Origin of the sequence: Varibaculum sp., from assembly GCF_008661855.1 — a bacterium.
Lineage (GTDB): Bacteria > Actinomycetota > Actinomycetes > Actinomycetales > Actinomycetaceae > Varibaculum > Varibaculum timonense_A.
Window position 1 is genome coordinate 23,946 of record NZ_RPZY01000002.1, and the last position, 19,644, is coordinate 43,589.

Below are 19,644 nucleotides of genomic sequence, written 5' to 3' on the forward strand. Positions count from 1 at the left end.
TTGAATAGTTTAATGAAGATTTTAATGCTAAAAACGTAGCCACCTGCGTAAATAAGCGGTAATCTTCAATTCTCTCATCTTAAATTAAATGAAACTCAGTCGTCCCACCCCTACAACTTCCTCACATGAGTACATACTCACCTAAACGGCTTAACCAGTTAAGCCCTCACAACATTTAGTTATTTTCATCTTTCGCTCCTTTTATGAAATTCTTTCCATCTACGAGCTAACAAGGCGCTAACTTAGCTGGTTAAATGATGTTTACCTCGAAACTAGCTACCAGAAATGGACACGCTCATAAACACCATTTGCTTCCCCTCGGCATAAGCAATGTATATATAAGGTATAAAGGTGAGTTATTAACCAAAAGGAAGTGGCAGCTTTGAGCGCTAAAAAACTGGTAATCGTAGAATCTCCAGCTAAAGCTCGCACTATTAGCGGATACCTAGGTGCTGACTACCAGGTAGAAGCCTCAGTGGGGCATATTAGGGACTTGCCACAACCGTCTGCCCTACCAGACAAACTCAAACAAACCGGTTACAAGAAGTTCGCGGTTGATGTAGATGACAACTTCCAGCCCTACTATGTGGTTAATCCTGACAAAAAGAAAACGGTAGCCACCCTACGTAAAGATTTAGCGAAAGCTGAAGAACTCTACCTCGCAACCGATGAAGACCGCGAAGGAGAAGCGATTGCCTGGCATCTGCTGGAAGTACTTAAACCCAAGATTCCAGTAAAAAGAATGGTTTTCCATGAGATAACCCAAGAAGCTATTGAACGCGCCCTCGAAAACACCCGCGATATTGACACCGATTTAGTATCCGCTCAGGAAACTCGCCGGATTCTAGACCGTCTATATGGCTACGAAGTATCCCCAATTCTATGGAGAAAAGTTGCCCGCCACCTATCCGCTGGCAGGGTACAGTCGGTAGCAACCCGCCTGGTAGTACAACGCGAACGCGAACGCATCGCCTTTATACCCGCCAACTATTACGATTTAACCGCCACTTTTAGCGCCAATGGGGAAGATTTTTCTGCCCGCGCCCTCGAAATGGATGGGGTACGCTTCGCACTAGGACGCGACTTTGATGACCACGGACAATTAAAACGCCAAGCCACGGTGATGGACCAGGCACTGTGGGAAAAACTCTGTGCGGCTTTAGAACAAAAACCCACCTGCCAGGTAACTTCTATCGAATCAAAGCCCTATACGCGACGTCCTGCACCCCCCTTTACTACCTCTACACTCCAACAAGAAGCCGGACGAAAACTAAGGATGTCGTCGCGGCAAACCATGGCGGTTGCGCAATATCTTTACGAAAACGGTTTTATCACCTATATGCGTACCGACTCGACGGCGCTTTCAAGCCAGGCAATCTCGGCTGCTCGCCGTCAGGCAAAGAACCTCTATGGCACTGACGCTATCCCCGAAAAACCCCGTTTTTATGCGAAAAAAGCCAAAGGGGCGCAAGAAGCCCATGAAGCGATTCGCCCCGCTGGAGATAATTTCCGCACCCCTGAACAGGTGCGTTCCTTGCTCAGTGACCAGCAAGCTGCCCTCTACGAACTGATTTGGAAACGCACCTTAGCCTCGCAAATGAATGATGCGAGCGGGACTACCGATACAGTTAGGGTAAGCGCCCATATTAATTTAGAGAACACCCCTCACGAACTGGTGTTTACCGCCTCGGGAACCGTGATTACTTTCCGGGGTTTCCTGGCCGCCTATGAAGAAGGTAAAGACAAATCCCGCTACGCTAGCAGCGACACTTCCACAGCTCTGCCCAAACTAAGCGAGGGACAAGAACTAGCGTTTAACGAGGTAGACAGGGAAAAAGCAGCGCATGTGACCAGCCCGCCTCCACGGTATACCGAAGCATCCTTGGTGAAAACCTTAGAAGAAAACGGAGTAGGGCGACCCTCCACCTATGCCTCGACTATCGGGGTAATTATTGAACGCGGGTATGTGCGCCGCGCCGGGCAAGCCCTGATTCCCTCTTGGCAAGCATTCGCGGTAGTGCGTCTCCTGGAAGAAAATCTCGCTTCCCTCGTAGACTACGATTTCACCGCCACCATGGAGGGCTACCTGGATCAGATAGCCGCCGGCGAACGGGACGGAAAAGAACTATTGGCACACTTTTATTTTGGAGGTGGCGCTTCCGGAGAATTTTGGGCACGTGGTCTTAAAGATACGGTCGAAGGTCTAGGGGACATTGATGCCCGCGACCTGAACTCTATTCAGGTACTTAAAGGGATAAACGTGCGGGTAGGACGATACGGTCCCTATTTAGAGGACGCAGAAGGCAAGCGCGCCTCAGTCCCCGAGGATTTAGCCCCCGACGAGTTAAATGCCGAAAAAGTTTCAGAACTGTTTACGATTTCGGCAGATACCGGTCGGGAACTGGGTAAAGATCCCGAAAATGGGAACGTTATTTTAGTAAAGAACGGGCGCTACGGTCCCTACTTTACCGAGGTATTACCCGAGGACGCCCCCAAGAGTGCCAAACCTCGTACCGCCTCCCTATTTAAAACCATGTCAATTGAGAGCGTCGGTCTAGATGATGCCTTGAAATTACTTTCGTTGCCGCGAATCGTGGGCAAAGATCCCGAAAGCGAAACCGAAATTACTGCGCAAAACGGCAGGTACGGCCCATATTTGAAGAAAGGGACGGATTCGCGCTCGCTAGAAACCGAAGACCAGATTTTCTCAATCACGCTCGAGCAAGCCTTAGAGATTTACGCTCAACCAAAGACCCGGCGCGCTCGCACTGCAAAACCGCCGTTAAAGGAACTGGGAACCGATCCAGTCTCCGGCAAACCGGTAGTGATTAAGGACGGGCGTTTTGGTCCCTATATTACGGACGGCACTACCAATGTGACGGTTCCGCGTTCGAGCACTATTGAAGATATTGACGCTGAACAGGCCTATACGCTGCTAGCTGATAAGCGGGCGAAAGGACCGGCTAAAAAACGCGGGACTCGCAAAACCACCAAGAAAACTACGAAGAAAACTGCAGCCAAGAAAACTACCGCGAAACGGGCTACCGCCAAGAAATCCGCAGCTAAAACCGTAAAGGAACAGTAGGTAACGTCCCGTAAGTATTAGTCAGGATTGTCCGTCTAACGTGGTGGGGGGCAGCTCCGCCTCAGCGCCTCCTTTGCGCCCTCAGCTAACTTAGTAGGTAGTGCGCTCGGCTTGACGCATAGTGAAACCCCGACCAGTCTTTGAGTTCCAACAGTCCACGCCAGTGTATTGACCGACTTCACAGGCGTAGTCGCCATTGTAATAGGTGGTGCCATAACTGGCTTCTACTTGCGGATCGGTTCCGTTACCAGGATCGCAATGTTGATTTACTCCGCTACTGTTTAGCTCAATTGCCCAGATGTCATTACAGCCTTTTTCCCACTGCCGTTCACCTATCTGACAATATACTGAATCTCCATTCATCAGGCAAGCAATATTTTTGGTGGGGGTGAAGAAACCATGACTTTCGTAAACCGCATCGGCGGGTATCGGTCTAGCTGCTGGTGTGGGATTTTCAGTGCTGGTCACCGTGGTTTCTACCACCGTGGAGGTACGGGTAGTTGCACTCTCAGACTGACCGCTAGCAGCCTGCCCTTCGCTCTGTCCTTTTGAAGAAATAATCCAGGTACCCACAATCGCTAAGCCAATCAAGGCGAAAACCAGCAGCACTGTCAAAATAATTATCCCCCAACTGCGCTTAGGTTTCTGCTGTATAGGAGCGCTCTGGGGATAGCTCTGCGCTGCCGGGTCAGGATAAACGGGATAGGGCGAATAGCTGGGCGCAGGTGTAGTCATGATTGATTGTCGAGGTCTGGGGGAATAGCCTGGCGCAGAATAAGCCTCTGGTGGCATCACTGGGGGAACCATGCGCGTTGCAGACTCGTCATATGAGGACGCAGCTACCGTAAAATCGCTAGGGGGCAGACTTCCCAACCGAGTTGCATCTACGTCAGCTAATTGGGTCTCGGTTCCCAGCTCAAATTGGTTTGCACTCTCCTGACCAAGACCGTTTCCTTCAGTAGATTCTTTGCTACCAGCTGCGATATCGGTTAGGGCTTCCGGTTCTACTACCGTGTTTTCCGGGGTTTGTTCCTCGTTTGGCTGCGGGTAATCGTTCGCGTCCTCTTGGGCGTTGTCTATCTCATCCGCTTCCTCCTGGGGAGCAAAAGCGCTATGAGATGAGCCCGTCTGATTAGACCGCTCTGGTCCACTATCTGGTGAGCTTTCCGGTTCAAACGCACCTGGAGATGCCGGGATTCGCCCTGCCTGCCCTAAGGCTTCTAAACCCGATAGACCGTTACGGCGCGCCTGTACTACGGCTTTCACCCGGTCATCGCCCACGTTTTCTAACCAATTGAGCAAGTCTGGATAGGCGTTCGGGTTCGCCGCGACCTCTGCATAAACCTCGGGATGTTGCGCAGATATCTCGAATAGTTGATTTGCGTCGGTTTCGGGCGCTAATGCGCGTTCGCGCAATTTCTTTAAATCATCACTATCAGTCATGGCTTACCTTTAGGTTGGGAAAACACTGCTCCTATTCTAACTAGCATTTAATGGCGGCGTACAGCGCTTACCTAATAAATCAGTTAAACCCGAAAGCAGCGGGCGCGGCGGACGAGTTTTAATCCCTTTCCCACCTAAGCGGGACGGAAAGAAAACTTTTCAAATCCCAAATCTTCGATTTCCTTAGCCCAGGTTTTTACTTGGCTATCCCAACCTTGAGCTTGCGCCTGAAAATCTGGAGAGGCTCCCAACTCGCGCGCCTGCTGTAAAGCAAAGTTCTTTACCCCTCGCGCCGCCAAATCTCGCGCCAAATCCACCACTTTTCCGGGGTGCCCTGGGTAAACAGTTAGGCGTACCTCGTAGTCGATACCCCTGGACAACACGACATCTAGGCAGGTGAAAGCCTTATGCGCGCCGGCTACCCCAGTTACTTGCCGGTAATCGGCGGGTAAGGCTTTAATATCTAGCCCCACCCAATCGAGCAAACCCGCCGCCAACATTTCTTGCAGGCGCGTCGGATAAGCCCCCGCCGCGTGCAGCCCCACCTGGAAACCTTGCGATTTCACCCAGCGCGCTGCCGGGATTATCGCCGCCTGCGCTAGCGCTTCCCCGCCGGAAAACACTACCCCATCCAGGAGACCTTGTCTGCGCCCTAGTAACTCCTCTAGCTCTGCAAACGGGACTGCGCCGGGTACTAAAAAATCTAAGATTTCGCAGTTTTGACAGTAGACACAGCGCCAAGGACACCCCTGGCAAAACACGCTCGCCACAATCTTTCCCGGCCAGTCCACAGTAGAAAATGGCACTAGCCCCGCGATATTTAACTGGCGGGCTCGCCCTAACAAACTAGGTTGGGAGGGCAGCGAAAAATCAGACACCGGCTAACTCTTGCGAGAAAGTCGTGCGCTCTGCATATTCGCTCTTCTTGCCCTTGTTGAAGGAAGTCACTGGACGGAAATATCCCATAACCCGAGTCCACACTTCACAGGGCTGCTCATGGTTACCTTCGGCGGCACACTTCGGGCAGTCGAAATGTTCACCCGACAAATACCCATGAACTGGGCAAATCGAGAAAGTGGGAGTAACCGTAATATAGGGCAGCTTAAAGTTCGCGAGCGCCCTGCGCACCAGGTTCTTACAGGATTCAGCCGAATTCACTGCCTCCCCCATATACAGATGCAACACGGTTCCACCAGTGTATTTACCTTGTAGCTCTACCTGTTCTTCCAAAGCCTGGAAAGGATCATCGGTATAACCTACCGGAAGCTGCGAAGAGTTGGTGTAGTAGGGCGCATCCTTAGTTCCGGCCTGGATAATTTCGGGGAAGCGTTTGGCGTCCTCTTTCGCGAAACGGTAGGTAGTGCCTTCGGCAGGCGTTGCCTCCAAGTTATACAGATGCCCGGTTTCTTCTTGCAGCTGCACCATCCGACCTCTAATATGATCTAGCAGGTCAGCGCAGATTTTATGCCCCACTTCGCCGGTAATATCTTCCGCGTCATCGGTAAAGTTGCGCACCATCTCATTCATTCCGTTTACCCCAATAGTGGAGAAATGGTTGTCAAGAGTGCCCAGGTAGCGGCGGGTATAGGGGAAAAGACCGGAATCCATATGCCAGGAAATAACTTCCCGTTTCTTCTCTAGAGACTGGCTGGCCAGGTCGATTAGATAATCTAGGCGCTTGGTAAGCCCACTTAAATCCCCCTTATAGAGGTGACCAAGGCGCGCCATATTGATGGTCACAACCCCCAAGGAGCCGGTTTGTTCTGCTGAACCGAACAACCCATTGCCTCGTTTTAAGAGTTCGCGCAGGTCTAGCTGCAAACGGCAGCACATGGAGCGAATCATATGGGGATCCAGGTCAGAGTTCAGGAAGTTCTGGAAGTAGGGCAAACCGTATTTAGCGGTCATGGCGAACAGGCGCTCGGTGTTGGGGGAATCCCAATCAAAATCGGGGGTGATGTTATAGGTGGGAATAGGGAAAGTGAACACCCGTCCATCAGCGTCCCCGCCGGTCATTACCTCGATAAATGCCCGGTTAATCATGTCCATTTCTGCTTGCAAATCCCCATAAGTGAAATCCATTAATTCCTCACCAATCAGGGGGTTTTCATCTGCGAGGTCATCGGGGCAAGTCCAATCAAAAGTGAGGTTAGTGAAAGGACATTGGCTGCCCCAGCGGCTAGGCACGTTCAGGTTGTAAATCAGTTCTTGCATACATTGGCGAACCTGCTGGTAATCCAGGTTATCTTTGCGGATAAATGGAGCCATATAGGTGTCGAAGCTAGAGAATGCCTGGGCGCCAGCCCACTCGTTTTGCAAAGTTCCCAGGAAGTTTACGATTTGCCCGCAGGCGGAGGAAAAATGGGTGGGAGGATTCGAGGCAATTGCTCCTGGAACCCCGTTAAATCCTTGCTGTAATAGCTGCTTTAGAGACCAACCGGCACAGTACCCGGCAAACATATCTAGGTCGTGGATATGGTAGTCGCCCTCGCGGTGCGCCTTTCCAATTTCGGGTGTATAAATCTCGTTTAACCAGTAGTTAGCGATAATTTTTCCCGCAGAGTTGAGAATCATTCCCCCTAGGGAGTATCCCTGATTTGCGTTTGCGTTTACCCGCCAATCAGCTTTGGATAGATACTCATTAACGGTTTGAGCAGGATTAACCAAGTTTTTATCTTGAGTTTGGGGTGCCATTTTTTCCTTCTTTTTTCCTTCAGCTCTGGGGCTTTTTAGCCACTGTTACCGACTATAGGTGCAATCAGAGCGAGGGAAGCAGCGACACACGAGATATAGTAGGTTTCCTAAATGCTAACCACTAGATATTGTGGTTTCAAGATTTCTCTCATATTCCCAGGCTACGACGCAAATGAAGGCAGCATTTTAGAATACGACTTTCATCTACCTGCACAAACGGTTTAGGTATAAAGCCCTAGGCGGTAGAGGAGGGGTTTTTCACAGGTCGCAACCCCGCCCTCGCCACTTCAAAAACAAAAATCCAGCAGACCCCCAGCAGGGCGAGCACCGTTCCTGCACTCAGGGCGAGAGCGAGCGGGTGGCGCGAGGCAGCCAGGCGACTCAAATCGCTGGTAACCGTACCCGCCGTGAAGTAGCCTTGCCCCGAGGTAAGCCTGAAATAACAGTGGCTGACTATTACTACCCCCAGCAGAGCTACTACCGCTGCCAGCACAGTCAAGATTCGTCCTCGCCCCAATGCCCGCTGACCACGTTCATCACCAAGCTCAAGCGGTGAAAGTAGGAGCGCAAAAACTGTAACCACACAAATTGCGGCGAAAACATCCGAGGGGCGATGCCAACGCGCCACAATCACCGCCAGCGCCACCAGGAACAACACTAGAGCCGACAGGTAGGTAGCCAGCTCGCGCCACTTAGAAGCCGAAACCATTACCAAAGCTACGGCAGCAGCCCCCGCCGCCGTAGTGTGACCAGAGGGGAAAGAGTTAGTCATATAGTAGGTGACCCCTAGCGCCGGACGAGAAAGCAGCATATGTTTAAGCACCTGGGTAGTAACTGTCGCCGCCACCACCATTATCAACATTCGTACCCCTAACGCGAAACGCCGCCTGAAAAGTGCTACTATTACCGCAGCCGCGATTAAAGGCGCCAAAATAAACCAGTACCACTCCCGCAGTAACACCTGATCCCAGGAAGCGAAAGAAGCGTTCAAATCGGAGAGGGTAAACATCGTCAAAGTGTCCACTACCTGACCGGTGCGAGTGCAAACAAATATGAAATAACAGAGCACTAACAGCATTGCGGCGGCACAGGATGCTGAAAAACGACGCACATAACCTGGCGTTAGATTACTTTCCGACCTGCTATTCATGGTTTAACCTTATTTTGTCACCTGCTAGATTTCTACAATCAGCAAGTACCTACCAACGAATGTTATCCAACTATCTTGCAGTAAAAGGAGGCGCTGGTGGCTATCTCGGATTTGTTAGCGCACTTGCGTTCCTTAAACGTTGAACAGTTACTGCATGAAAAGACCCTGCCCGCTCAAAGAGCCAGTTTTGCTCCTTGGCCACCTTGGGTTAGCGAAAACCTGCGTAATAGTTTTGTTCAAAATGGGATAGAAAAACTATGGGAACATCAGGCAACCTGCGCAAACACTCTACATGAGGGTGGGGACGTAATCCTTACTACCGGAACAGGATCGGGCAAATCTTTAGCCGCCTGGCTGGCGTTCTTGGCGCGGCGCGAAGGCGCTAACCCAGGCGACAGTTGTCTCGATAACGTCTCGCCTACGGCTCTTTATATTGCGCCCACCAAGGCACTTGCCCGCGACCAGGCAACTACTTTAACCCAGTGGAATGGGCAAGCAAATCTATATTTGCAGATTGCGCCAGTAGATGGCGATTCTTCTTCCCCGGTGAAAAAGTGGGCACGCACTCACGCCGATATTGTGCTCACTAACCCCGATTATTTACATTTTGCTATTTTGCGCTCACACCAGCTTTGGCGACCGTTCCTGCGCGGTCTGTCCCTGGTGATTATTGATGAGGCTCACTATTATCGGGGCGTATTAGGCGCTAACGTAGCCTTGATTTTGCGGCGCTTGCGCCGCCTCGCCCGCCTGTATCATGCGCAGCCAACTTTTGCGCTGCTATCGGCAACTACCGCCAATCCGGCAGTTCACGGACGTAATCTTTTAGGAGGAGGGCGTACCCTGCGGGTCATTGACCGCGACACTTCCGGCTCGGGAAGCCGGACGGTATTGGTGTGGCAGCCAGGGAAAATCCCCGTAGAAGATGAGGAAAATCAGCCACGTTTTCCTGCTATCTGGGAGAGTGCTCGCCTAATGGCGGAGCTAGTAAATTGCGGAGGGCGAGTAATCACTTTTGCGCCATCTCGGCAGGGGGTGGAAACTATAGCTCAACTTGCGCGCGACCATTTAAGTACCCGTAACCCTCTTTTGATGCCGAAAGTTGCTGCCTATCGTGGCGGCTATTTACCTGAAGAGCGCCGCCAGCTAGAAAAGGATTTACGCAGCGGGAAGCTGCAAGGATTGTCGGCAACATCTGCCTTGGAGCTGGGGATTGATATTTCCGGTCTTGACTGCACTGTTACCTGCTCATGGCCGGGCACGCGCGCCAGTTTCTTTCAGCAAATAGGCAGAGCTGGGCGGGCTGGTAAAGATGGTATCGGTATTTTTGTGGTTTCAGATAATCCCCTTGATGACTTTTTGGCTCACCATCCAGAAGAGATTTTCCGCCCGGTAGAAACTATAGTTTTCGATACCGAAAATCCGTTTGTACTGGCTCCTCAGCTTTTATGCGCAGCCGCCGAGAGCCCTTTAACCAGTAAAGATGCTGACCTATTTGGGCAAGCAAGCGAACAGGTGACCAAGGAACTACTTGAACAAGGATTACTGATAGCTAGACCCGGGGGACTTTGTTTTGACATCACCAAGCCGTTTTCCCCTTGGGAAAAAGTTAGAATCCGCGGCGAGAGTGGACAGGTTCAGATTATTGAGTCCCAGAGCGCGCAAGTACTGGGCACGGTTGATAGCAAACGCGCAGATAGCGTCTTACATCCGGACGCTATTTATGTGCATCAAGGGCGTGTTTGGCAGGTTTTACGGCGTGAAGAGGACGTAGCGGAGGTAGTTGCGGGGCCAAAGAATCTGCGAACTCGCCCAAATACTGACACCAGCATTTCAATACTTTCTGAGCAAGCAGATCCGCTTAGTGTTCCTGCGGGTATCAGCTGGCATTATGGACGTATAGAGGTTCAAACCACAGTTACCTCTTTTGATTTGCTGCGTCTGCCCCGGCACGTATATCAGGCGACTTTCCAATTGGACTGCCCTACCCGGGCGTTTCAAACTACCGGCACTTATTTCACCTTGAATGAAGAGGTTATTAAGCACTTACATTTTGATGATCAGCAATTGTTGTCAGGGGCTTTACATGCCGGTGAACACGCCCTGATTGGAATGCTTCCCCTGGTCGCGACCTGTGACCGTTGGGATTTGGGGGGACTTTCACTCACGCAACACCTACAGACAGGCCTGCCAACAGTGTTTATCTATGATGGCACTTTGGGGGGAGCTGGTTTTTCGCGCCACGGCTTTCATCAGTTATCCTCCTGGCTGGATTTAACCTATCAACAGGTCGCGCAGTGTTCCTGCACCCAGGGGTGTCCTCGGTGTATTCATTCGCCTAAATGCGGCAATGGCAACGAAATGCTTTCTAAATCAGGGGCTCGCGACCTTCTGGAGTACCTGCGCGAGAGCTTTTATGAAACCATCAGCTAACCAGGAGAGTTTTTCTGGGGTCACAACCTTTTGCTGCCTAGAAATCTCATCTAGCTGCGCCCTGATTTAGGGCTATTTCCCGCCAATCCCCTGCTTGCCGCCCGCTAAATAACGACTTATAACCGCTATTACTGTCCGCATTTACAAGGTATGCGCCGTTAGTGGCTAATGCCAGTTATATTTCACCGGACCGGCTCTAGAATGTGCCGAGACCTGCCAGTTGGAAAGGGCGCTAACGCTCACCTGTACTCGCACGTCCTTTTCGCCCAGTTCACAGGAATCTAAAGCAACTTGATTTTGATGTGCAACTTGTTCAGCTAGGACGCAAGGGGAGGTTTCACTGCCATAAAAGTGGGCGCTGGCGGCAGCTAAAGCCGCAAAATCGGCACCTGTTTGGGCACGGGCTTTCGCTGCCAATGCTCCATTCAATACCGCGATTCCTGCCACTAATGCCACCAGTAAACATATAAATCCCACTGCCCAAATGGTGGCGGAACCTTCCTCTAGAGCTCTAGAGTTACTCGGAGTCTTTTTCACCGTTCAATCCCCATAGCAAGTTCTGGTTCTTTAAGAGCGCTGGCACTACAAGTTAGTGCCGGTAATAGTTTTGCCTGTCCAACTAAATGTTTCCGGGCAGTAACCTTTACCCATTTGTCGGAACTATCCACGGTTACTGACACCGTATTTCCCGCCCTATAAGGCGTGCCGATACTTTCGGCGCGCGCTGCCACGCGCGCCACGTCACACGCCTGTACTTTCGCTGCTCCAGCGGCTGATACCCCTAAGGCGAGAGCCACCACCGCCAGCAGTGCGGGAAGCGTAAGTGCAGTCTCTACCGTGGCATAGCCACCCTCACTAGCTAGGCAAAGTTGCCATAGTCGGCGCAGCCACTGCTTTTGCTGCGCCGACCACAGATGCTTCTGAACTAATTTATTCACTTTAAATCGAGAGCGCCTGTTTAATAATCGCAGTTAAAGCGCTTTTTATCCCCCCTCCCTTAATTACAGCCATTAATAAAGCGGCAAAAGCGGCCGCAGCTAAGGTTCCGATTGCATATTCTGCGGTAGTCATTCCGTCCTCTTCGTTTCGCAGTCGCTCCACCGCTTGCCGAGTTTGCGCCCAAGCCAATATGCGCAACGCTAAATCTTTCATTTCTCCCCTTTCTTCCTCCCCAGACCGCTATCGGTCTGCGGTTAAAACCACGATGCCAGGGATTTAGATATTTAAGCGAAGTTCAAATAATTGTTTAAGCACAGCCGGTGATTATCACCCTTTGGGGACTTGTGAGCGATAATAGGCGCATGAGTAAGCAAGCAAACCAATCCGATAAAGAACTATTTGCCCAGGCACGCGAGATGATTCCCGGCGGGGTAAACTCTCCCGTTCGCGCCTACGGATCCGTGGGAGGAACTCCCCATTTCATTAAAGAAGCCTTTGGCCCGTATGTGCGCGATGAAGAGGGCAATACTTTTGTGGATTTGGTGTGCTCTTGGGGGCCGGCTCTGCTGGGGCATTCTTGTCCCCAGGTGGTACAGGCAGTTCAAGATTGTGCCGTTAAAGGTTTATCTTTTGGAGCCCCTACGGTTGCGGAAACAAAACTAGCGCAAGCTATCACTGCCCGGATGCCCTCTTGCGAGCAGGTAAGAATGGTTTCTACCGGTACGGAAGCCACTATGACCGCGATTCGCTTGGCGCGGGGAGTTACCGGACGCGACCTGATTGTAAAGTTCGCGGGTTGCTATCACGGTCACTCCGATGGTCTACTTGCGGCTGCCGGTTCGGGGGTTGCAACCCAAGGGCTTCCCGGCTCGGCGGGAGTAACCGCCGCGGTAGCTAGCGAAACTATAGTTGTGCCATATAACGATTTTGATGCCCTCACCGAGACTTTCGAGCTTAAGGGCGAACAAATCGCGGCAGTTATCTGTGAGTCTTCCCCCGCCAATATGGGGGTAGTACCCCCACTACCCGGATTTAACCAGCACATTCGCGCCCTCACCAGAAAATATGGTGCGTTAATGATTACCGATGAGGTTCTCACCGGTTTTCGGGTTGGACCTAGCGGATATTGGGGATTGCAAAATGATTATTGGGTTGATTTACCAGCTAAGCTTCCTGATTTTTCCGATGAGGACGCACGCGCAGCTTGGCATATCCAACAACTTAAAAACTTAGATTTTATTCCTGATATTTTCACTTTCGGCAAGGTGATTGGGGGAGGGATGCCGCTGGCAGCTTTAGGCGGATCGCGTGAAATTATGGAACACCTTTCTCCGCTGGGACCGGTTTATCAGGCGGGTACCCTTTCGGGTAATCCTTTGGCAACCGCAGCTGGATTAAAAACTCTGGAGCTCGCCGACCACGCCGTATATGCGCGCACTGCGGCTGTAGCAGATGTGATTTCGCGTGCCATTGAACAAGAAGCTGAGCAGGCAGAGGTGGCGCTAAAAGTGAACCGTGCTGGCTCGTTGTTCTCGGTATTTTTTGGGCAACAACCCGCAGAACACGGAGTACACAATTTCGAACAGGCTAACGCGCAAGAGACTTTCCGTTACCGCGCTTTCTTCCACGCTATGGAAGAACAAAATATCGCGTTACCGCCTTCTGGTTTTGAAGCCTGGTTTGTTTCGGCCGCTCACGATGATCGGGCAGTTGGACGGATTTTATCGGCGTTACCGTCTGCTATGGAAGCCGCCCGCGATGCTGAAGATGATGACCGTTAGGTTAAGACTTTTTTATGGGCAGTTTTAATCGAGACACCATTATCGCAGGGTGAAATTAAATAATCCCTAAACTCCATTAAAGTTCTATCGCTAATCTTTAATCTTGTGCTATACTAAGAGTGTAAATATCGGTTGGGTAGGAAAGTTCCGATTAACTATGAGCCTTCTGCGTAAAGTCAGCAGTTTTGCTGCCACAGCGTTCGTGGCGGCAGCGCCGCTATGCGTTGGCTTTTATTCTGCTTCCCTCGCCCAGGCGACCACTAGCCCAACTCCCACCACTTCATCATCTGCTAAACAAGCTACGAACTTGGATGACTGGGCTAAACAGCATTGCCCAAATGGTGATCAATTAGAGAATCATTCACTCGGTAACACCCCTATCTATCTGGGGTATTCTACTGAAAAGAAATCGACTTACCTGGGGATGGCGCAATCCACGAAGTTTAACGATACCGGGATATTTATCGATCCCAGTAAAGTTCAATCTAAAGATAAACTTGCTGCTTGCGTACGTGTAAAGTCAAAACAGCAAGCAACCCCGATTAATGCCGAAATTTTCTATGGGGCTCTGTTTAAGTCTGACCCGCAAGCCTCAACCCTACTTTGGAAAACAAGTAAAATACGCAAGACTTACACGACTACTTTCGAAGTCACCAAAGCTAGTTTTTACACGAACACAGCTTCACTAAGTATTCAAAGTAAAGATATTGAAGCTGGAACGCTTGCAACTCCTTACGCTTTTCCTGCTATTAAAAGCCAAGAGGAATACTCACAGTCTTTTAGTTTCTCCGAGCCCGGCTTTTACACCCTAAGCATCAAGGCAACGACTACGAATAAATATATGCCATCTAATCAGTACGTCTCCTACCTTGATTACACTTTTATCGTTGGAAAAGAAGCGGTAATACCTTCCCAGATAGAGGACGCAGTTCGTCCTACTACTGATCCCACTACCGACCCTTCCACCGAGCCTTCTACTGACCCCAGTACAGACCCCTCGACCGACCCCTCCACGAAGCCTTCCACTGGTTCTACTGACAAGCCGGCAACTCCGGGTAACCCCGATAATCCCACAGGCACCCGAGACCCCAGCAATCCCAGTCCCGGAACTGATTCCCCGGCTCCCTCAAGCGAACCCACCTCTCCGCAACATCCTTCAAGTAATCCAGGGGGCTCAACAAATCCGGGCACAGACTCTCACCCCACTGCACCTCGCAATCCCGGTGAGGGCGGATTGCCTTCCCAATCCGGACAGAACTCCGGTAACAGGAATCTTGCCTCCTCTACTTCTGCTAGCTCCGCTAGATTACAGGGTCAAAACGGCAGACAATCCACGGGAACAGATTTAATCGCCGCGCTTTATCCGCAATCCCGTTTAGGGGTCAGCGTCCCGAACCATTCCAAAGGTTTCCCGCTTTCCCCTGGTTATGCGCCCTCGGGCTCCGGTTCTTCTAGCACCTCAAATTCACAGGAAGCTACCGACTCCCAAGCTCCCGATGCTTCTAGCGCTGATAACAATAGCAGCATCTCCAGCTTAATTAATCCTCCGAAATTCCATGCTGCCAGCGGTTCTACCGATGCCGCTGTTAAACAGTGGATTAGCAGCTCATCTCTAGCGGTCTTTGTCCTAGGTTTAGGTTCCGCCGGGTTCTTTGGAGTCGGATTAGTTATTTACTCGCGTCTACATCCTTAAATGAACAGATTTTTACGTTCACGCTGGCGCGATTACCGTTTAAAACACGAAAAAGACCAGCCCCTTGATGAAGCCATTTACATGACGATAGCTACCGGTCGCCTCGAACCGCTACTGCGCGCCCTCGCCACCTACCCGGTCTATAGCAGTGGGCAAACTATCGTAGAAAACGATTCTCAGTTTTTACTGGTGTACTCGACTCAGCTACGAGCCACCGGAACTAAAAAAGCTATCGGCGCTCTAATAAGTGAGCATCTAAAAGACCTGTCTCAAAAAGGGTTAAATCATTTGGGCGCGCGATTAAATCCTGGCGGAAAACATGAAATTACCCTAGAAGCACACAACATTTCACGCTTAAATGAACTGGTAGCAGGGATTCCCACTGAGGACGCTTTAACGGCAATCGCTTCAGAATCTTTGGAAGTAACCACCTGCTCGCCCTCGCACCAAAAACTTCTTGAAAGTATTAACTCTGCGTTGCCCCTACCTAAGGGACTGGGATTCCTTGCCTTAAGCGCCAATTTTTACGGTTTCAAGCCGGGTACTTGGCCGGTACTTTTCCTGGTTGATTCCTTAGCCATGCCCCAAGAAATCCCTCCTGAACTTAGTGAAAAACTTCAGCAAGACTTCCCTCATGTGATAGCGGTAAACCCGGCGGTTGCCGACTGGCGGCGTGATTTATTTTGGGATTACCGCCATCTGCTTGCTCGCGACTAACCCCCTCTGGCGAGAACATTAACGCCGTACACCGGCAACTCTCTTAATGAGCCACGCGAACACAGCAGATAAATCAGAGTTTATAACTACGCGGCTACCAGCCTCGATACCGCAGCTAAATACCTCTGCTACTAACCTGGTTCGACCTGACTGATTGCCGCCAAGAACTGATCATTTTCCTGTCGCAATCCAATGGTGACCCGCACGCCCTCGGGAAAACCGCGCGTTTGTATCCCCTGCGCTAAGGCAGCCGCAAGTATCTTCTCGCCCACCTTGCCAGGAAACCAAATAAAGTTCCCACCCGAATCTTGGATATTCCATCCCGCCTCGCGCATTCGGCTAACTACCCGTTCACGTTCTTGAATTATCTCTTGTACCTGGCAGCGCATTTTTTGTTCGTCCGCAAGCGCCGCCACTGCACAGGCCTCAGCTACCGCACTCAAAGCAAATGGGGTGGAAACTTTTAGGATTGCCTCTGCTATTTCCTGACTGGCTAAACCATAACCGCAACGCAGACCGGCCAGGCCGTAGGCTTTAGAAAAGGTGCGCAGCACTAACAGATTAGAAAACTCAGCGAGCAGTCGAGCCCCATCAACGTGACCTTTTAAGGTATCGAACTCAAAATAGGCCTCATCTAATACCACCAGCACCGATGGGGGAATCTCGGCTAGAAAATCCCGGACTTCTTTTTCGGTCAGGGAAGTTCCCGTTGGGTTATTGGGGCTACAAAGAATAACCGCCGCAGTATCGCCGTCCACCGCTGCTTTCATCGCATCTAGGTCGTGTCTGCCCTGAGCGGTTAAGGGAATCTGCCGCGAGGAAGCTCCAGTTATCCCCACTAGAATCGGGTAGGCCTCAAAGGAACGCCACCCGTAAACCACGTTTTTTCCGCTTTGTGCCACGGCAGTTAGAGCATTCGCGAGAACCTGGATAGAACCAGACCCTACCACCACCTGATTGTTTGGAAGCTGATAGCGTGATGCGAGTTTTTCTACCAGACCAGCTCCGGTGGCACTGGGATAGCGATTCGCATCTTTAAGGGCATATTGACCAGCCTGAATTATTTGCGGTGCGGTCAAAAAGGGCAGTTCATTACTGGACAGCTTCACGGTTTTATGACCGTCACCTTTCCCGGCAACATAGGCGGGAAGCTTAGCTAGTACCTCGCGAAATTTCACCTGGCTCATATTCTTAGTTTGCTCTTTTTTAGCGTTCCTTGCGCCCTCGTCCCAGATTGTATGCCAGAATACGTGCCATAATAGGAGATATGCAGATGCGCTTTGATAACTGTTTTGATTTCGCTAAATCCGATATTGCTTTAGGTCCGCTCGATGGACGCTACCGCTCGCAGGTGGCAGCGCTCACCAACTACCTGTCTGAACCGGCTCTAAACCGAGCTCGGCTACTGGTAGAGGTCGAGTGGCTGATTTTCTTAGCCGAGAACCAGATATTGACAGGGGTTACGCCTTTTAACGAGGACGAAAAACGCTACCTGAGAGAGCTAGTTGCTAGCTTTGGCAGCGAAGAGGTTAGCGAACTTAAACGCATTGAGGCGGAAACTAGACACGATGTGAAAGCGGTGGAGTATTTCCTGCAAGAGCGCTTGCGCCGGGCAGGTGAGCAGATTGCCAACACCGATTTGCCTCGCTATCTAGCGGCAGTGCACATTTTTTGCACTTCCGAAGATATTAACAACCTGTCCTACGGGATTTGCATTAAGGGCGCAGTTAGCGATGTTTGGCTTCCTCAACTGCTTAGCCTGGTAGAACAACTTGACGAGCTGGCCGGCAGCGCAGCTGATGTTCCCATGTTGGCACATACTCACGGTCAGCCTGCTACTCCGGTTACTTTAGGTAAAGAGATTGCAGTTTTTGCTCATCGTTTGCGACGCCAGATTCGCCGGATTGAAAACACGGAATATCTGGGGAAGATAAACGGCGCTACTGGGACTTGGGCTGCTCATCAGGTCGGGGTTCCCTCTGCTAACTGGCCGCTTCTTGCTAAGGCATTCGTAGAGCACCTGGGGCTACAGTGGAATCCGCTTACTACCCAGATTGAGTCTCATGATTGGCAAAGTGAGCTTTATAGCGATATCAGTCGGGCAAATCGGATTATGCATAATTTGGCTACCGATTGTTGGAGCTATATTTCGATGGGTTACTTCCATCAGAACCTGGCCGGGCAAGGCTCGACCGGCTCTTCTACTATGCCCCATAAGGTAAACCCGATTCGTTTTGAGAACGCGGAAGCTAATCTAGAGATTTCATCTGCCCTACTAGAGACGTTGTCCGCGACTTTAGTTACTTCCCGTTTACAACGGGATTTAACTGATTCTTCTACTCAACGCAATATTGGGGTTGCGCTTGGGCATTCTCTGCTTGCCCTAAACAACCTAGCTGGCGGGCTTCGCGGGTTGGACGTAGCTGACCAGGTTATGAAACGTGACCTCGATCAGAACTGGGAAGTTTTGGGCGAGGCCGTGCAGCAGGTAATGCGGGTAGAGGGCTTAGCTGGCACTGCCGGTATGGATAACCCTTACGAGCGGTTAAAGGAACTTACTCGGGATAACCGGGTTGATGAGGCGACAATGAGAGATTTTGTGGTTTCCTTAGGTCTGCCTGAGGACGCGCAGGCACGCCTGTTGGCTCTGCGGCCCGATAATTATATTGGTTACGCTAGCGAACTGGCGGTAGGGAACATCTAATATAACAAAAACTTACCAGGTGGTAAGTAAACGAGATTTAGCTTTTCTTGCGAAAATATCGGATTTTTAGGGATACGTTTTTAGCATTTTTCCTGGTTACAGGCGTATGTGGCGCATCTCACTTAGATTAGACAATTATCAGCTGGCTTTTTAGTGACCATGCGGTAAGATTGGGACTGTCATCATTTATTGGAGCGTTCCCACTTAAGGCTCCGCGACAGATGAGGGATTGAAAAATGAGACTTAATAACTTCGCAAAGACCCTAGTATCTGGGATGTGCGCAGCGGCACTAATTCCTGCCGGTCTCTTAGCAGCCTCAGCGGCTAACAACCTACAAGAGCAGCCAGTGGCAAACAAAGACGGCGTAACCACTTCGGTAGCTAACACTCCAAAGTTTCTGACTGGTTGCATCGGCACTGATCAGCTTGGGCACGAGAATGTAAGCATCAAGAAGCTGCCCGCTGGGAAAGATTGGTTCTTAACCATCTCTGACTCTGAAAACAGTCCCTTCGCTACCGCCGGTAGCTACAAAAATCCTAACGCTGGCGGCTATATGTACACCTTTGATGCCGCGGCGAACGCAAACTATCGTTTTATTCGAGAAGCGGTAGTAAACACCGGTTTCGGTTTAGCAGGAAGCTACCACTTTAACGACAACGTAAAGAAGACTTACGGCTGGCTTTTGGTACAACTTGATGACGAACTATACGGAGCATTAAGGGTAAAGGCCGGGTGTGACTACGACTTTTCCACCGTGCTTGAAAATAACGTTTTCGACAAATACGTGGAAATCAAGAAGCTGGTTATCGACCCGACAGCGGTAAAACAAGACTTCAATCCGCGCTTAACTCTCCACCAGTTCACCGCACCCCAGGCAGGGGACTTCAAACTTCTAGATTCCCGTCCCACCCCGCCGCCAACTAACGCACCCACCACGGTACCATGCGATACAAGCCCACCCGAAGGTACCCCTTAGCCGGCACAGGATCCGCGTGCTCCGCACG

Annotated in this window: 15 protein-coding genes; 7 read left to right on the forward strand and 8 right to left on the reverse strand. The window is 50.9% G+C overall.

Going from position 1 to position 19,644, the window contains the following annotated elements:
* Positions 1–382 precede the first annotated feature (382 nt).
* Positions 383–3,085, forward strand: coding sequence for a type I DNA topoisomerase (gene topA, locus QZT94_RS00105; RefSeq protein ID WP_296761169.1), 2,703 nt, complete (start codon positions 383–385; stop codon positions 3,083–3,085).
* A 90-nt stretch (positions 3,086–3,175) separates the two neighbouring features.
* Here the strand turns inward: topA and QZT94_RS00110 are convergent, their stop codons facing one another.
* The 4 genes from QZT94_RS00110 to QZT94_RS00125 form a co-directional block, all read right to left on the reverse strand.
* A complete protein-coding gene (locus QZT94_RS00110) occupies positions 3,176–4,528 on the reverse strand; it encodes a hypothetical protein (protein WP_072510437.1) in 1,353 nt (450 codons plus the stop codon).
* A 134-nt stretch (positions 4,529–4,662) separates the two neighbouring features.
* Positions 4,663–5,406 carry an anaerobic ribonucleoside-triphosphate reductase activating protein gene (locus QZT94_RS00115; protein ID WP_296761171.1) on the reverse strand — a complete coding sequence of 248 codons (744 nt, stop codon included), beginning with the start codon at positions 5,404–5,406 and terminating at the stop codon, positions 4,663–4,665.
* Positions 5,399–7,222, reverse strand: coding sequence for a ribonucleoside triphosphate reductase (locus QZT94_RS00120; RefSeq protein WP_296761173.1), 1,824 nt, complete (start codon positions 7,220–7,222; stop codon positions 5,399–5,401). The genes QZT94_RS00115 and QZT94_RS00120 overlap by 8 nt, the downstream gene beginning before the upstream one ends.
* A gap of 235 nt (positions 7,223–7,457) precedes the next feature.
* A complete protein-coding gene (locus QZT94_RS00125; RefSeq protein ID WP_270626000.1) occupies positions 7,458–8,372 on the reverse strand; it encodes a phosphatase PAP2 family protein in 915 nt (304 codons plus the stop codon).
* Positions 8,373–8,468: 96 nt separating this feature from the next.
* Here QZT94_RS00125 and QZT94_RS00130 point away from each other — a divergent pair, with 96 nt between their 5' ends.
* Positions 8,469–10,805, forward strand: a complete 2,337-nt coding sequence (locus tag QZT94_RS00130) for a DEAD/DEAH box helicase (RefSeq protein ID WP_296761175.1) — start codon at positions 8,469–8,471, stop codon at positions 10,803–10,805.
* Between the two features lie 165 nt (positions 10,806–10,970).
* On the opposite strand, the gene QZT94_RS00135 is transcribed toward QZT94_RS00130, so the two are convergent.
* From QZT94_RS00135 to QZT94_RS00145, 3 genes are read right to left on the reverse strand one after another with little or no spacing between them, the layout of a single operon-like run.
* A complete protein-coding gene (locus QZT94_RS00135) occupies positions 10,971–11,342 on the reverse strand; it encodes an Rv3654c family TadE-like protein (RefSeq protein WP_270626002.1) in 372 nt (123 codons plus the stop codon).
* On the reverse strand, positions 11,339–11,743 hold the full coding sequence (locus tag QZT94_RS00140; protein WP_270626003.1) for a TadE/TadG family type IV pilus assembly protein: 405 nt from the start codon (positions 11,741–11,743) through the stop codon (positions 11,339–11,341). Before QZT94_RS00140 ends, QZT94_RS00135 begins: the two co-directional genes overlap by 4 nt.
* A 1-nt stretch (position 11,744) precedes the next feature.
* A complete protein-coding gene (locus QZT94_RS00145; protein WP_072510443.1) occupies positions 11,745–11,957 on the reverse strand; it encodes a DUF4244 domain-containing protein in 213 nt (70 codons plus the stop codon).
* A 149-nt stretch (positions 11,958–12,106) separates the two neighbouring features.
* On the opposite strand from QZT94_RS00145, the gene QZT94_RS00150 reads away from it, so the two are divergent.
* The 3 genes from QZT94_RS00150 to QZT94_RS00160 all read left to right on the forward strand — a co-directional run bounded on the left by QZT94_RS00150 (position 12,107) and on the right by QZT94_RS00160 (position 15,935).
* Positions 12,107–13,525, forward strand: a complete 1,419-nt coding sequence (locus QZT94_RS00150; protein WP_270626004.1) for a glutamate-1-semialdehyde 2,1-aminomutase — start codon at positions 12,107–12,109, stop codon at positions 13,523–13,525.
* A gap of 157 nt (positions 13,526–13,682) precedes the next feature.
* Positions 13,683–15,218, forward strand: coding sequence for a hypothetical protein (locus QZT94_RS00155; RefSeq protein ID WP_296761177.1), 1,536 nt, complete (start codon positions 13,683–13,685; stop codon positions 15,216–15,218).
* The gene (locus QZT94_RS00160; protein WP_296761179.1) at positions 15,219–15,935 is read left to right on the forward strand and encodes a hypothetical protein; all 717 of its coding nucleotides are present in this window, start codon (positions 15,219–15,221) and stop codon (positions 15,933–15,935) included.
* A gap of 131 nt (positions 15,936–16,066) precedes the next feature.
* On the opposite strand, the gene hisC is transcribed toward QZT94_RS00160, so the two are convergent.
* Positions 16,067–17,122: a histidinol-phosphate transaminase gene (hisC, locus tag QZT94_RS00165; RefSeq protein ID WP_296761181.1), complete on the reverse strand. Its 1,056-nt coding sequence runs from the start codon at positions 17,120–17,122 to the stop codon at positions 16,067–16,069.
* Positions 17,123–17,202: 80 nt separating this feature from the next.
* On the opposite strand from hisC, the gene purB reads away from it, so the two are divergent.
* Complete coding sequence (purB, locus tag QZT94_RS00170; RefSeq protein ID WP_296761183.1) at positions 17,203–18,639, forward strand: adenylosuccinate lyase; 1,437 nt, start codon at positions 17,203–17,205, stop codon at positions 18,637–18,639.
* Positions 18,640–18,875: 236 nt separating this feature from the next.
* On the forward strand, positions 18,876–19,616 hold the full coding sequence (locus QZT94_RS00175) for a hypothetical protein (RefSeq protein ID WP_296773077.1): 741 nt from the start codon (positions 18,876–18,878) through the stop codon (positions 19,614–19,616).
* Positions 19,617–19,644: the final 28 nt, after the last annotated feature.